A 13,847-nucleotide genomic window follows, 5' to 3' on the forward strand; every position below is an offset into this window, starting at 1 on the left:
CGAAGTCAAAAGATGCCGATAGACGCGTGCTTCTAGCTGCGTTCTTCGCGCAGCAGATTCAGCGCGGCGAGCACGGGGCGATCCGAATAGCTGAACAGCACGCTTTCCGCCGACGCCGACAGTTGCACGGGCGCCCACGATGGCGCGACGAACGCGTCGTGCGGCTCGAACGCGAATTCGTCGTCGCCGATCTTCACCGTGCCCTTGCCTTCGACGACGCAGTAGATCGTCGCGTCAGTGCTGCGATACGTGCGGCCCTTGAAGCCCTTCGGCAGGTATTGCATGAAGGTCGCGATGGTCGGCATCGGCCAGCCGCCCGTCGCCGGGTTCACGTAGCGCAGCTTCACGCCGTCCCATTCGTCGAGTTCGCCGTTGCGGTACAGCGCGTCGAGCGCCTCGCGGCTGCGCTCGTACGGGTAACTGAAAATCGGCGACGTCGGATCGGACACGCGATGCCGCACGGGCACCATGTTGTGACCGAAGCGCGCGAAGCTGTCGCCCTCGGGGCGTGAGACGGGCTGCGTCGCTTCGGGGTAGTTCTCGGCAAAGCCCGCATCCATCTGCGCAACGAGCGGGATGTCGAGGCCGTCGAGCCACACGACCGGCTCGCCGCCTTCTTCGACGGACGGATTGCCGTGGTCGTGCCACGTCCACGACGGCGTGATGATGAAGTCGCCGGGGTGCATCGTCGTGCGCTCGCCGTTGACGGCCGTCCACGCGCCCTTGCCCTCGACGATGAAGCGCAGCGCCGATTGCGTATGCCGATGGCTCGGCGCGATCTCGCCGGGCAGGATCAGTTGCAGTCCGGCGTACAGGTTCGGCGTCATGCTCGACTTGCCGGGCAAGCCGGGGTTTTCGAGCACCAGCACGCGGCGCACGGCTTCTTCCGCGCTGATCACGGAGCCCGCTTCCATCACGAGGTCGCGCACCTGCGCATACTTCCAGATCGCGGGCTGCGCTTTCGGCTGCGGCGACTTCGGCACGAGGTTGTGCAGCGACTCCCACAGCGGCGTCATGCGCTGGCGGGCGATCTGCTCGTAGTAGGCCGCGCGCGATGCGCCCGGAGTGTTGTTCGTCATTCGCGTCTCCTGTCTTGCTTTCGGTGTCTCGCGGGCCGGATGCGCGGGCGGGCCGCGCGTCGGTTTCATAGACCCTGTGCATCATTTATATGCGACGGAGCTATACCCGGTAAAATGGCGAATTCATCTAATCCATATGGTTTCGGATATATCTCCACATATCCAAGCCGGGTCAGCGGATCGTCACGGGAGGACTGCGCGATGGACTGGACTTACCGCCTGCGTCTGCGGCATCTGCAGGTGCTGCTGAGCCTTGCGAGCACGGGCAACCTGAGCCAGTCGGCGGCCGCGCTCAATACGACGCAGCCGGCGTTGTCGAAATGGCTGAAGGAACTGGAGGAGGACGTCGGCCTGCCGCTTTTCGAGCGGCACGCGCGCGGCTTGCGGCCAACGCCTAATGGCGAAGCGCTGATCGAGCACGCGCGCCGCATCGAAGCGCATCTCGACAACGCGCGCGACGACATGCTCGCGCTGCGCGAAGGCGGCAGCGGACTCGTGAGCATCGGCACGTCGGGCGTATCGGCGGCGGACACGGTGCCGCTTGCCGTATCGCGGCTGCTCGAGCGCATGCCGCGCGCGAAGGTGCGGATCATCGAGAGCACGATGAACCAGCTGATGCCGCAGCTCGCGCGCGGCGAACTGGATATCGTCGTCGGCCGCTCGGGTCAGGAATACGACGATCCGCAGTTGCAGACCGAGCCGCTCTATACCGAGCCCATCAACTTCGTCGCGCGGCCTCATCATCCGCTGACCGACAAGACCAAGGTCGGCTGGGACGACGTGCTTGCGTATTCGTGGATCGTCTGGCCGCCGGGCACGCCCGTGCGCAATGCGCTGGAGACAGCGCTCTCGGCGGTGGGCCGCGCGTTGCCGAATCATTGCGTCGAAACGAATTCGTCGATCCTCAATCTCACGCTGCTGAACAACACGGACCTGGTCGGCGTCGCCTCGCATCGGGCCGCGCTGCGCTTCGAGCAATTGAATGCCGTCCACATTCTGCCGATGCAGCTCGAAGGGTTCGGCTCGGTGTCGATGTACTGGCACGCGGAAAACGAAAATCGCGCAGCCGTGTCGACGGCGCTCGAAGCGCTGCGTGCCTACGCCGACCCGAAGACGGGCGGATGGCATATGGCGCGCGAAGGTTGATTCGCGCCTGAATCGCCTGTGACGTGCGCTCAGCGCAGGTCGCTTGCGAGCGTCTGGCGCTCGCGCAGCGACTGACGCGAACATCTGGAGCAAGGCGCGGAAGGATCGAGCCGCCGCCGCTACGATGCGAAGCGACGCTCTTCAAAAGAAGAAACCGCGACATGCGTCCCGTCGTGTGACGGCGCATGTCGCGGCCGGTTGGTTCGCTACGTCACGCTGGCTGCATCGAGCCAGCGCTTTCGATCAATGATGTTCGAAGACGGGAACCGAGTACGAGCTTGCTGCGGACGATACGCGTTGTCCTGCCTGCGACGCGCCGTCCGCCGTGCCGCCGATGCCGCTATTCCCAGCTTGAACCTTTGCTTCGGCTGACTGGATGTTTGCGGGGTATTGCGTGTCGTTGCTGTTCGAAGGGACGTAACCGACCTTCTCCAGTTGCACCAGTTCAGCGCGAACCTGTGCACGGGTAACGGGCTGACTGGATTGTGCGAACGATGCAACCGGAACAGCGAGGACAGCAGCAAGTGCAACGGCCTTGATGAGCGATTTCATGATCATTACCTCCAGATTGATTTTGAATGCGTCGAACGGTTTGTTCGTTGCGTTGAATAAAGTCTAGGAGTGTCGGCACCTGGGATAAACACCTATTCGACCAACTCACAGTTGCGCGAAACGTGACAAACCGGAATCGCTTTACATCGGTGAATTTTTGATTGCGCAAGGGCTCGCGGCGATCGCATTGCGAGCCGCGTCTACACTTCGACTACGCACACTCCGGCGGACCGCGCAAAACTGATTGCGCGTCGACGCCCTGACGCCATACAAAACGGAGACGAAATGAACGGCCCACACGCGGCACCGCACTTTTCTTCTGTCGATGCGCAAGCGCTGCCGTGGACGCAATCGGTTTGCGCAAGCGGCGTGCAGATCAAGAACCTCGGCAAGGCCAACGGCCGCGCGATGCAACTCGTGCGGTTCGAACCGGGCACGGTCTTTCCCACGCATCTGCACACAGGCCCGGAGTTCATCTACATGCTCGAAGGCGAAGCGACGCAGAACGGGCAGCGCCTGTTGCCGGGCTGGGTCGGCATTGCCGAATCGGGCACGGTCCACACGGGCTTCAGCAGCGATACCGGCTGCGTGTTCCTGTTGATCTACGAGCTCACGCAGCGCTTCTGCTAGTGGCGCATTTATCACACGCGCGCAAGCGAATTCAGCGACCCGTTACTGCCCGTTACAGACGCAACAGGCGCGATGCAACATGAGAACGACTGCATTTATAGAATGTCATCACTCGCCACCATGGCATTCATTGCGCGAACGCCCGCAACGGAGCAACAAGTTGAAACGCCTAACCCTCATTTGCACCGCAGGCCTCATCGCCGCCTCTACGTCTACGGCCGCATTCGCCCATGTCGATGTCGGCGTGACGTTCGGCATCCCTGCTCCCGTTTATGTCGAGCAGCCGCCTGTCGTGTACGAAGCCCCGCCGCCCGCCGTCTATGCGCCCGCGCCCGTCTACTACGGCTATGGTGGATACGGCTATCGCGACGAACGCTGGTGGCACGACCATGGCCGTCATCGCGGCTGGCATCATCATCACGATCACGACGATGACGATGATTGAAGGCGCCTGAATCGTCTCGAAGCGGGTCGGATCGTCGTCCATCCGTCGAACCCGACGCGATTTTCGACAAGGAAGCCAAACAAGGTATTGCCATCCGACGAACCTCCGTGGTAGAAGCTCCGCTCGCCCGTTTCCGGCGCGAAGTCAGTGAACAGGAGCATACGGTGAAGAGGACCGCCGAAAACAAGTTGAAGGTGGTTGCGGTACGGGTGGACCCCGCGATCGAACGAAGGTTGCGGCTATTGGCCGAAGTCACGGGACGCAGGCAGTCGTTCTTCCTGCAACAGATGATCGAGAGCGGCATCGGCGCGATGGAAGAGGCCTGGCTGCCGCCCGCCGTACTCGCACAGGTCCGCGACGGCACGTTGCCGCCGCGCGAGCAGACGGACGATGCGATGCCCGATCTGTTTAGCGACATCTTCGCTGAGCAAGAAAGCTAAAGCGTGACGGCTACGGCTTTATCGGCTCAGAAACGCTTCGCGAATCGTTGCGATCAGCGCGCGTGCGAGACGCGGATCGGATGCGAGATGACCCGCATCGACGAAGCGTCCCTGCACGGCAGGAACCGCGCGCATCAGTCGATGCAGATTGTCCGGCGGGCAAACCGGGTCACGCAGGCCATGCACTGCGCGGATCGCGACACCCGCTGCAACTGCGCGCTTTGCCAGCGCAATCAGACGCCGCTCGCCGAGCCAGCAGCCGTGCATCAGATAGTGAGCCTGGATGCGGTACTTCGCCGTCGTGGCATCGTCCCGGCCAGGCATTCTCTTCTTGCGCGACATTGAGGCGCGCGACGAAGTCTGCACGAGGATCGCGCTTTCATACGCGCGCCACGCCGACGCAACGGCATTGGCCTGCACGTGCCGCATCGCGGGCAACCGCACGCAAGCCGACGACAACGACGACGCGCGTTCGCATTCCGCCGCGTGCATCAGCGCACGCCAGCCTCGCGACGCACGCGCACGCGAGGTCACGAACAATCGGCGCACTTCGCGCTTCGACGTCAGGAAGAGTCCTCGCAACACGACGTCACTGACGGCCGCCGGATGCTTGCCCGCATAAGCCAGCGCAAGCGCGGCGCCCCACGATCCGCCGACGACACCCCATCGCGCGATGCCCAGTTCGGCGCGTATCACTTCGAGATCGCCGATCAGCCGTTGCGTATCGTTGTGACGCAGACGGCCGCGCGGCGTCGATGCGCCCGTGCCTCGCTGATCCACCATCACGACACGCATGCACGCAAGATCGAACAAACGCAGCACGCCTGGCTGACTGCCACTTCCCGGCCCGCCATGCAACACGACGACGGGCACGCCGGCAGGGTCGCCGTGTACGGTGTAGGCGATCGTATGGCCGTCGCGAGTCAGTCCGCGATGCGTGCTGTCGTGCAATCTGTTGCGCGATGCCGCGCGAGTCGGGGTCATGGTCGAGTCATCCGTTTTCTCCACGGCGAACAGGCACGTGTGAGATGTGCATGCCATTCGCGCATATCGCCGCAGTCCGCGTAATCACCAATTTTCACAGCCGTCGGGCAACCGTAGCTTCGCGATAGCTACAGCCATGAGCCATCACGAAGGCCCACTGTCGCGCATCATCGCGTGACTTGACCACTGTGTCGCGCCTTTTCGCCTCTCCACAAAGGACCTAGGCGAGTTTGCCCCGACGACGCCGCTTCGGCCACGACGTTACCGTTTCGTTCGGCCGACGGGTTCATTCGCTGCTGAAGAGAGTATCGGCTATTTGGCGCAGGTCTTGCTTTTCAATCCGGCGATGCCGGCACACGACCGGCACGACAACAGCCACCATCTTGCATGGGACCGGAGGAGACAATGCGCGAAGAGGCCCGCCCGATCACGGGATCATTTGTCAGCCGCGACTGCGGCTGGCTCACGCCGTCGATCCAGAAAGCGCACGAACGGTCCGAAACCTTCGGGCTCAACGCGACTATGCGTCCGGACTACGACGTGCTGACGCAAAGCGAATTGCGGATGAAGCTCGAGCAGAACCGTGCGCTGTGCGCACACGCGACGCCTGTGATGGAGACGCTGCGCGAGCAGATCGCGAACACGCAAAGCATGATCGTGCTGACGGACGCCCAAGGACTGATTCTTCATTCGATCGGCGACGACGACTTTCTGCGGCGCGCCGAAAAGGTGGCGCTCAAGGCAGGCGCGAACTGGGCAGAGGAACGGCAAGGCACGAATGCGATCGGCACGGCGATCGCCGAGCGCTGCGCGACCGTCGTGCACGGCGACCAGCACTACCTCGCGGCCAACCGCTTTTTGACGTGCTCCAGCGTGCCGATTCTCGATCCGTATGGCGATCTCGCCGGCGTGCTCGACGTGACGGGCGATCATCGCAGCTACCATCAACATACGATGGCGCTTGCGAAGATGTCCGCGCAGATGATCGAAAACCACCTGTTTACCAGCACCTTTCGCAACACTCTGCAAATCGCGTTTCATGGACGGCCGGAATTTCTCGGCACGCTGATGGAAGGCATCATGGCCTTCACGTGCGACGGACGCTTCCTGTCCGCGAATCGCAGCGCGCAGTTTCAGGTGGGCTTGCCGCTCGCGGCGATGCGCGCCCATACGCTGTCGTCGCTATTCGGCCTGGCGACGCCGCAACTGATCGACCGTCTGCGCGCGAGCCGGGGTCATCACATTTCGCTCGATCTGAACAACGGCACCGTCGTTTGCGCGAGCGTCGAGTTTCGCCGCGCGACGCACGACGAAAGCGCCTGGCCCGCGGACACCGTCGCCCCGCCGTCGCCCGTCGCTGCGCGCACACAGCGCGCAAGAAGCGCGTCGCTCCTGAACGCTCCATCGCGGCTCGACTGCCTCGACACGGGCGACCCGCAGATTTCCGCCGTCATCGCGAAAGTGCGCAAGGTGCTCGGCAAGGACATTCCCGTTCTGATCACGGGCGAAACGGGCACCGGCAAGGAACTGCTCGCGCAGGCCATCCACAACGATTCGCCGCGCCGCGCGGGGCCGTTCGTCGCCGTGAATTGCGCGTCGATACCGGAGAATCTGATCGAGTCGGAACTGTTCGGCTACGAGGAAGGCGCCTTTACGGGCGCGCGGCGCAAGGGCGCCGTCGGCAAGCTGTTGCAGGCCAATGGCGGCACGCTCTTTCTCGACGAAATCGGCGACATGCCTTATCCGTTGCAGGTGCGGCTGCTGCGCGTGCTGCAGGAACGCGTCGTCGATCCGCTCGGCTCGAGCAAATCCGTTCCCGTCGATATCGCCATCATCTGCGCGACGCACCGCAATCTGCGCGAGATGATCGTGCAGAACCGTTTTCGCGAGGACCTGTACTACCGTTTGAACGGCCTCGTCGTGAAACTGCCGCCGTTGCGCGAGCGCACGGATCTCGCCATCGTCATTGAAAAGATGCTGCTGGCGACGCCGCCTGACGAAGTCACGGGCTCACGGTTGAGCGTCGCCGAAGATGTGATGACGCTCTTCGAGCAATGCGCGTGGCCGGGCAATTTCCGGCAGCTCGGCAATCTGCTGCGCACGGCCGCCGCGATGGTGGACGCCGACGGCCAGATCAGGCGCGAGCATCTGCCCGAAGACTTCTTCGACGATCTGCGCGCAAAGCCGGCGCCCGCGCCGCAGCCCACAGGCGATACGTTGCCGCTGCCGGACGCGCGGCTTCAGGACGTGCAGGCGTGCGCGATCGCCGCGGCTGTCGCGAGACACAACGGCAACGTGTCGGCGGCTGCACGCGCGCTCGGCATTTCGCGCAACACGGTCTATCGCAAGATGCCGTCTTTGGGCAACGGCAGCAGTGCGCAAGCCGACTCAACAGGCGACGACACGTAGCACGCCGCATTCTTCTGTTTATTTGCAGCGTGCCGCGTGCTGTTGCACCCGCTGTTGCTTTTTGCAACACGTGTGCTCCGAATCTCAACAACCTGTTCACCGTCGAACCGCAAGATCGCTCGCGTTTGCCAGCGTCATATGCGGTATCGCTCGGTCCGCCCTCCCCTAAGGTGAGGTGCCGCTGCTCGTGCGCAACGTCCAGACGGTAGCCGTATTCGTATTGTCGTTGACCGCCGCGAACTGCGACTGGCCACTGCTGCTCAGACCGAACGCAAGACCGAATGCGGAGCCCGGCGTCGGATCGACCTGCATCTGCGCGACGAAATGCCCGTCGGGCGTGAACTCGACGATTTCGCTTGGTTGCTGCGCGTCAGGATTGATGGCATCGCCATTCGATGTCACCAGATCGCCGTTCGGCGCGAGCGCCAATGCCAGTGGCCCGTGAAGATGGTCATTATCCTGATAGATGACCGTTCCCGGACCGTTATCGTGCGTGAGCGCCGCAGCACCCGAAACGGCGAACACCTCGTTGTTGTTGGTCGATGCGACGTAGAGCACGTCGTGGGTTGCGTCATAGGCCAGCCCCGTCGGGCCGACGACGAGCGCGGCCGGATCGGGCCGATGCGCGTAGCCGGACGCAATGATGCGCGAGGTGCTCAGTAGCGTCGCGCCGCTCGCGCCAATGTTGATATCGATCCTTGCCACGGTTCCGTTCAATACGTTAGACACGAACGCGGTGACCTGCGACCCCTGTTCGCTGATGACTGTCATGTCCCACGGACCGTCCAGCAGTGTTGAATCTTTCAGTTCGCTGAGAAGCCCCCCTTGCGGGTTGATGACCAGTAGCGAGCCTGGCGAGGTGATGGCTGTGCCATTCGTCGTCGGAAGATTGCCGACCAGCACAAAGCCGCTCTTCAGTACCGCAAGTGCGGTGGTGAGGCCCAGATTCTGCCCCTGGAAAAAGGTCACTGGCTTGCCGTCGGTCACCAGCTTCACGATGGTCGTCCCAGTGCCTTGCTTGTTCGACGCGGCGTTGAAGTTCGATACGAGGACGTCGCCGGGGCTCAACGTGCCGCCCGACGGCACGCCGCCCGGCACGAAAGCAATGCCGTACGGATTGAGGTCATGCTTGACTGGAACCGTCGAAGCGACGGTCGATGTTGGCGGAATGACAGGCTCTCCGCCTGCAATGGAGGGCCCCAGCGACAGTACGGCGAGGCCAATGCCGCACATGGCGGCGGTTAAGCGCACGGGCGTGAAGCAGAACGGGCGACGGAGTTTCGACGGGCGTATGAACGGCGTGGGTGATTCGACGGCAGACAACTGCATCAAAGCTTTCATAGGGCACCTCCTTCCCTTGCGGGCACCCCAGCTGCCCCGGCGGCTGGGAAAAGCTCTGAGAGTCTTTAATGCTTCGGCGCGAAAAGCCGCTCGAACGCGTAAACGTGCGAGCGGCCCATTTATTCCGCGTCTGTCCGTGCTTCGCGCAAAGAACCTCGATCTTCGTCCGGATAACGCCCTTCATGGTGTGGCCGCAAGCGACGCATGCATGCCCATCGAATAGTGACCAGGCTTGTTACATACGAGCACGTAGTGGCCCGGCGCAAGCTTGATCGTGAGGTGTCGACTCTTGCCTGGCGCAACGTCCTCGACTTCGCCTATCTTTTTGAATTTCTCCTCCGGCACCTGGCCTTTATGGACCGGAAGCGCATTGTCGGCGAGCGATGTCTTCAACACGACGAGTTCGTGAACCAACTTGTTGTCCGCGGCATTGCGGACGTCGAATGTCACGGGCCCAGCTTTGACCTCGCTGATGTCGAGCTGAATTGCATCCGAGAGCAATGTCGCGCTGACGTGTTGCTGAGCGTCACCGCGTGCCGGGAAAATGCCAAGCGCAATTATGCTGGCGAGAATCATCACGTGTTGAACGAATCTCATGGCTGCACCTTTTCATAAAGCCCTGCTGCCGCAATCGACTGATTCTCCATAGGACAATGACCGGCATGCACACGCAAACAAGCGTGTAGAAGCAGGTCAATTGCGCGCCGGCACGCGTTCCATCTAAACGCCTGCCATGAGCGATTTATTCCGACGCCTGTGCGATGGCTGTTTCAGGCGCGTCGCGAGTGCTTCCGGCATGGAGCTTGCGTTTCACGGCCCCGACCGCCATCGAGCCGCGGTCGTTCGTCAAACCACCCAGGAGACAGCCATGCAGTGGAGCACGCCCGCCTATACGGATCTGCGTTTCGGTTTCGAAGTGACGATGTACATCGCCGTTCGCTGAGGTCATGCTGAAATGCCGTCGCGCGTCGCGCGTCGCACGCGGCGCGTGACGGCGCATCATCGACGCACACAAAAAGGCCGACACGCCATGATGCCGATGCCCGCCGATGCCGGTCCGAGCGCGCGCCCGCGCCTCAGCCAGTTGTTCCGGCTGCACTGGGAGCCCGGCGAGCGCGTCTATGTGCTGCGCTATCCGCAAGGGATGGTGAAGCTCAATCCGAGTGCGGGCGAAATTCTCTCGCGCTGCGACGGCACGCGCGAACTCGATGAAATCATCGACGAGCTCGAAGCGCTCTTCGGCGCGTCCGGCCTCGCACCGGATGTCTATCGGTTCATCGACCACGCCCGACAACGCGGCTGGCTCGACTGACACCTCGTTCTCCTCCGACGAACGTGAGACTCACCTCGTGTTCAGTTATGTCACGTTTCAATGGGCGCGCGGAACGACGTCGCGCTGTCACGTTTGGCAACACGTGATCTGTCCACTGCTCCACGATGCAACACACCACGCGCTGCCCCGCCACGCGCCTTGTCGTTATGCGTGCCTGCAAAGCACGGGCTTCAAGCCGATTCGAGAGGATCGCCAGGTAATCAGGCGCCAATGGCATGCGACTTGCCTTAACGGCCACGCAGCCGATACGCAGATCGAAGACCTTCTGCCCACAGGCGTCGCACCGATAACTCAACTGGAGACAACGATGAAGACAAGTTCGGCTTCGCCCGCGCGGCTCGCGATGCTGGCCGCCGCCGTCGCGGCAACCATCAGTCTGAGGCCGGGGCCCGTTGCCGCCGCGGCCGACTATCCCGCTGTGACCTATGAGCGGCTCAGGTCGGCGCAAAGCGATCCGGGCTGGCTCACTTACTACCGCACTTACAACGGCCAGGCGCATTCGCCGCTCAAGCAGATCGACGCGTCGAACGTGAAAGGTCTCAAGCAGGCATGGGCCTACAAGTTTCCAGCCGATCTTCAGCAAGGCTTCGAAGCGACGCCGCTCGTCAACGGACGCTATCTGTTCGTGACGACGCCCAAGGACAACGTCTATGCGTTCGATGCCGTGTCCGGAAAAACGCTGTGGAAGTACGAGCCGAAGCTCGGTGCGGAGTCGTTCAAGACCGCGTGCTGCGACGTCGTGAACCGGGGCGTGGCGCTGTACGGTAAGAACGTCTATGTCGCGATGCTGAGCGGCGAAGTGGCTGCGCTCGACGCGCAAAGCGGCGCGCTCGTATGGAAGAAGCAGATGTTCGATCCGGGCACGGGCTACGCGTTCTCGCTCGCGCCGCTCGCACTGGACGGCGCGCTCGTGGTCGGCAGCTCGGGCGGCGAATATGGCGCGCGCGGATTCATCGCCGCGCTCGATCCCGCGAACGGCAACGTGCTGTGGAAGCGCTATACCGTGCCCGGCGCGAAGGAGCCGGGCGGCAACACATGGCCCGACGGCATGCAGGAGCACGGCGGCGCGCCCGCGTGGCTGACGGGCACTTACGACTCCGACAGCAAGACGCTCTATTGGGGCGTCGGCAATCCGGGGCCGTGGCTCGCCGATCTTCGTCCCGGCGACAACCTCTATTCGGACTCGCTGCTCGCGCTCGATCCGAAGACCGGCGACCTCAAATGGCACTACCAGTACACGCGTCACGACACATGGGACTACGACGGCGTCAACACGCCCGTGCTTGCCAACATCAAGTACGAAGGCAAGGACTATGACGCGATCATTCACGCGGACCGCAACGGCTATTTCCACGCGATAGATCGAAGCAACGGCAAGCTGATCTATGCGCGCCCGTTCGTGAAAGCGACTTCGGTCACGGGCTATACGGCCGATGGCAAGCCCGTGCAGGACGAGTCGAAATATCCGAAGACGGGTACGACCATCGAGACCTGTCCGAGCTTCCTCGGCGGCAAGAACTGGTGGTCGGTTTCATACGACGCCGACAAGCACATCGCCATCGTGCCGACGCTGCACGCGTGCATGTCGCTGTCCGGCAAGTCGGTGAACTACATGGAAGGGCTGCCGTATCTCGGCGAAGGCTTCGAGATCAAGCCGGAGCCGGGTAGCCAGGGATACGGCGAACTGCAAGCCATCGACGTGAACACGGGCAAGAAGCTCTGGAGCCACTGGAGCAAGCTGCCGTGGAACGGCGGCGTGGCAACGACTGCGAGCGGCCTCGCATTCAGCGGCTCGCTAGACGGCCATCTGTACGCGTTCGACGTCGCGAGCGGCAAGGTGCTGTGGCAAAGCCCGAAACTCGCTAGCGGGATCATCGCGCAGCCGTCGGTGTTCGAGATCGACGGCAAGGAATATGTCGCGGTGCTCGCAGGCTACGGCGGCGCCAACCCGATCTGGGGCGGCCCGATGGCGAAGGCCGCGGAAAAGGTGCCGCGCGGCGGAACGCTCTACGTATTCGCGCTCAGCCATTCGTGATTTCGCAGAACAGGGACGCGGCGCGCGCAATGCGTCGCGCCGCTCCCGATCTTTCCGGACCCTTCGACATGAACCACTCTCTCAATCGTATTCCGGCGGCGAGCGTGCTTGCTGCCTGCCTCGCGCTCGCATCGGTGCCCTCGATGGCAGACGTGAAGGTTTGCACGTTTCCCGGCAGCCCGTCCGCGGCACTGGATCAGACCGTCGCGCGCAACGTGTTCGCGCAGGCTGGCATCGCCGCGACGCTCGTCAAGCGCGGCATCGGCGATGGCGACGACGATGGCGTTTCGCTCAAGGAACTCGACAGGACGCTCGCACGCGATTGCGACGTGATCGCCGGCTTTCCGCGCTCGACCATCGCGGATGCTTCCAATAGCAAGCTGCAGTTTTCGCGCGGCTATCTTCGCGCGGGCTACGTCAGCATCGAAGCGCCCGACGCGAACCCGCAAGGCGCGGCAAAGAACACGGTCGCGGCGATGTACGCGAGCCCCGCGCAACTGATCGCCGTGCAGCAGCCGAGCATCACGCTCGATCTGCAGAACACGTCGGCGTTGACCGTCGATGCCGTCGCGAAGGGACATGCGCAGCGCGCGATCGTCTGGTATCCGGCCGTTGTCGCTTATCGGCTTGCGCATCCGCAGCAGCGCTTCACGGTTGCCGCCGCGCGCTCGCAGTACGCGGACTGGCAGCTCGTGTTCGCGTTCGGGCCGCGCACGGCGGCCCTGCGCGAACGGATCGACGCGGCGCTCGACACACTGTCGAACGATGGCCGGCTGCTCGCATTGACACGCGACTGGACGATGCCCGCGAATGCAATCGCCGAAACCTCCGCCGACGATCCCGCGCGTTACCGCGACGGACCGAACGGATCGCATGCATCGCGTGCGGTCGTTCGTCCAGCGCCGCTCGCGGCCGCGAATGCGAACGACGCGGGCGGCTTCGTGAAGATCGCCGCCGACGCGGCAAGCGGCGCGCCGTCTTTCGATCAGGCGCAGGCGACGCACGGCAAGATGCTCTATTCGGCGGCTTGCGCGAAATGCCACGGCGCGCAATTGCAAGGCGTGACCGCGCCCGCGCTGCAAGGTCCGGCGTTTGCGCCCGCGTCCAATGCGCATCTGACCATCGGCGGCGTGTTCACGTATATGGCGACCAACATGCCCGCCGACAAACCGGGCAAGATGAAGGATCAGGATTACGCCGACATCATGGCGTTCCTGCTCTACTCGAACGGCTATCGGCCCGGCGGTGCGAAGATGACGGCGGACAATGCGCGCGCATCGGCGACGCCGCTCAATGCCGGGAAGTGACGTCGGGAGCATGAGCCGCGCCGCGATCCTCGTGTTTGTGATCGCGCGCGGTCCACGGCTTGATGCCGCGCAGCAACGCAATCGGCTCGAAAGGGCCAAACCCTGTTCGTGATCTCGTCGCGATCGGTGCCGTGCTGCCGTGCTGC

The 13,847-nt window shown here is 63.1% G+C and carries 14 protein-coding genes; 9 read left to right on the forward strand and 5 right to left on the reverse strand.

The features are described from left to right. Positions 1-32: 32 nt before the first annotated feature. Positions 33-1,079, reverse strand: a complete 1,047-nt coding sequence (gtdA, locus tag BN2476_RS05640) for a gentisate 1,2-dioxygenase (protein WP_087733145.1) — start codon at positions 1,077-1,079, stop codon at positions 33-35. A 201-nt stretch (positions 1,080-1,280) separates the two neighbouring features. Here gtdA and BN2476_RS05645 point away from each other — a divergent pair, with 201 nt between their 5' ends. Continuing rightward, complete coding sequence (locus BN2476_RS05645) at positions 1,281-2,225, forward strand: LysR substrate-binding domain-containing protein (RefSeq protein ID WP_087733146.1); 945 nt, start codon at positions 1,281-1,283, stop codon at positions 2,223-2,225. A 243-nt stretch (positions 2,226-2,468) separates the two neighbouring features. Here the strand turns inward: BN2476_RS05645 and BN2476_RS05650 are convergent, their stop codons facing one another. Continuing rightward, on the reverse strand, positions 2,469-2,777 hold the full coding sequence (locus BN2476_RS05650) for a DUF4148 domain-containing protein (protein WP_087733215.1): 309 nt from the start codon (positions 2,775-2,777) through the stop codon (positions 2,469-2,471). Between the two features lie 285 nt (positions 2,778-3,062). Between BN2476_RS05650 and BN2476_RS05655 the strand changes: the two genes are divergently transcribed. The 3 genes from BN2476_RS05655 (at position 3,063) to BN2476_RS05665 (ending at position 4,292) form a co-directional block, all read left to right on the forward strand. Then, positions 3,063-3,407: a cupin domain-containing protein gene (locus BN2476_RS05655; protein ID WP_087733147.1), complete on the forward strand. Its 345-nt coding sequence runs from the start codon at positions 3,063-3,065 to the stop codon at positions 3,405-3,407. A 160-nt stretch (positions 3,408-3,567) separates the two neighbouring features. Beyond that, on the forward strand, positions 3,568-3,852 hold the full coding sequence (locus tag BN2476_RS05660; RefSeq protein WP_087733216.1) for a hypothetical protein: 285 nt from the start codon (positions 3,568-3,570) through the stop codon (positions 3,850-3,852). 164 nt (positions 3,853-4,016) lie between these two features. Continuing rightward, complete coding sequence (locus BN2476_RS05665; RefSeq protein ID WP_087733217.1) at positions 4,017-4,292, forward strand: hypothetical protein; 276 nt, start codon at positions 4,017-4,019, stop codon at positions 4,290-4,292. An 18-nt stretch (positions 4,293-4,310) separates the two neighbouring features. Here BN2476_RS05665 and BN2476_RS05670 read toward each other — a convergent pair whose 3' ends face one another. Then, positions 4,311-5,276 (reverse strand): alpha/beta fold hydrolase, encoded by a 966-nt coding sequence (locus tag BN2476_RS05670; RefSeq protein ID WP_087733148.1) that lies wholly within the window; start codon positions 5,274-5,276, stop codon positions 4,311-4,313. Between the two features lie 405 nt (positions 5,277-5,681). Here BN2476_RS05670 and BN2476_RS05675 point away from each other — a divergent pair, with 405 nt between their 5' ends. Next, positions 5,682-7,685 (forward strand): sigma-54-dependent Fis family transcriptional regulator, encoded by a 2,004-nt coding sequence (locus BN2476_RS05675; protein ID WP_087733149.1) that lies wholly within the window; start codon positions 5,682-5,684, stop codon positions 7,683-7,685. Positions 7,686-7,850: 165 nt separating this feature from the next. Here BN2476_RS05675 and BN2476_RS05680 read toward each other — a convergent pair whose 3' ends face one another. Together BN2476_RS05680 and BN2476_RS05685 are read right to left on the reverse strand one after the other, a co-directional pair. Further along, positions 7,851-9,026: an NHL repeat-containing protein gene (locus tag BN2476_RS05680; RefSeq protein ID WP_235850708.1), complete on the reverse strand. Its 1,176-nt coding sequence runs from the start codon at positions 9,024-9,026 to the stop codon at positions 7,851-7,853. Positions 9,027-9,206: 180 nt separating this feature from the next. Beyond that, positions 9,207-9,602, reverse strand: coding sequence for a plastocyanin/azurin family copper-binding protein (locus BN2476_RS05685; protein ID WP_235850721.1), 396 nt, complete (start codon positions 9,600-9,602; stop codon positions 9,207-9,209). Positions 9,603-9,894: 292 nt separating this feature from the next. Here BN2476_RS05685 and pqqA point away from each other — a divergent pair, with 292 nt between their 5' ends. From pqqA to BN2476_RS05705, 4 genes are all read left to right on the forward strand, one after another. Continuing rightward, complete coding sequence (pqqA, locus tag BN2476_RS49290) at positions 9,895-9,969, forward strand: pyrroloquinoline quinone precursor peptide PqqA (RefSeq protein WP_143810907.1); 75 nt, start codon at positions 9,895-9,897, stop codon at positions 9,967-9,969. Between the two features lie 87 nt (positions 9,970-10,056). Further along, positions 10,057-10,338, forward strand: a complete 282-nt coding sequence (gene pqqD / locus BN2476_RS05695) for a pyrroloquinoline quinone biosynthesis peptide chaperone PqqD (RefSeq protein ID WP_087733219.1) — start codon at positions 10,057-10,059, stop codon at positions 10,336-10,338. Between the two features lie 328 nt (positions 10,339-10,666). Continuing rightward, positions 10,667-12,394, forward strand: coding sequence for a methanol/ethanol family PQQ-dependent dehydrogenase (locus BN2476_RS05700; RefSeq protein WP_087733152.1), 1,728 nt, complete (start codon positions 10,667-10,669; stop codon positions 12,392-12,394). Between the two features lie 68 nt (positions 12,395-12,462). Next, positions 12,463-13,701: a c-type cytochrome gene (locus tag BN2476_RS05705; protein WP_087733220.1), complete on the forward strand. Its 1,239-nt coding sequence runs from the start codon at positions 12,463-12,465 to the stop codon at positions 13,699-13,701. Positions 13,702-13,847: the final 146 nt, after the last annotated feature.

Source organism: Paraburkholderia piptadeniae (genome assembly GCF_900007165.1).
GTDB lineage: Bacteria > Pseudomonadota > Gammaproteobacteria > Burkholderiales > Burkholderiaceae > Paraburkholderia > Paraburkholderia piptadeniae.

What these genes read in the sequence shown, in the direction of transcription:
- BN2476_RS05670 (WP_087733148.1), bottom strand. Translation starts at nt 5,276, where the DNA reads ATGACCCCGACTCGCGCGGCATCGCGCAACAGATTGCACGACAGCACG.
- BN2476_RS05645 (WP_087733146.1), top strand. Translation starts at nt 1,281, where the DNA reads ATGGACTGGACTTACCGCCTGCGTCTGCGGCATCTGCAGGTGCTGCTG.
- BN2476_RS05705 (WP_087733220.1), top strand. Translation starts at nt 12,463, where the DNA reads ATGAACCACTCTCTCAATCGTATTCCGGCGGCGAGCGTGCTTGCTGCC.
- BN2476_RS05650 (WP_087733215.1), bottom strand. Translation starts at nt 2,777, where the DNA reads ATGAAATCGCTCATCAAGGCCGTTGCACTTGCTGCTGTCCTCGCTGTT.
- pqqD (WP_087733219.1), top strand. Translation starts at nt 10,057, where the DNA reads ATGATGCCGATGCCCGCCGATGCCGGTCCGAGCGCGCGCCCGCGCCTC.
- gtdA (WP_087733145.1), bottom strand. Translation starts at nt 1,079, where the DNA reads ATGACGAACAACACTCCGGGCGCATCGCGCGCGGCCTACTACGAGCAG.
- BN2476_RS05700 (WP_087733152.1), top strand. Translation starts at nt 10,667, where the DNA reads ATGAAGACAAGTTCGGCTTCGCCCGCGCGGCTCGCGATGCTGGCCGCC.
- BN2476_RS05680 (WP_235850708.1), bottom strand. Translation starts at nt 9,026, where the DNA reads ATGAAAGCTTTGATGCAGTTGTCTGCCGTCGAATCACCCACGCCGTTC.
- BN2476_RS05655 (WP_087733147.1), top strand. Translation starts at nt 3,063, where the DNA reads ATGAACGGCCCACACGCGGCACCGCACTTTTCTTCTGTCGATGCGCAA.
- BN2476_RS05685 (WP_235850721.1), bottom strand. Translation starts at nt 9,602, where the DNA reads ATGATTCTCGCCAGCATAATTGCGCTTGGCATTTTCCCGGCACGCGGT.
- BN2476_RS05675 (WP_087733149.1), top strand. Translation starts at nt 5,682, where the DNA reads ATGCGCGAAGAGGCCCGCCCGATCACGGGATCATTTGTCAGCCGCGAC.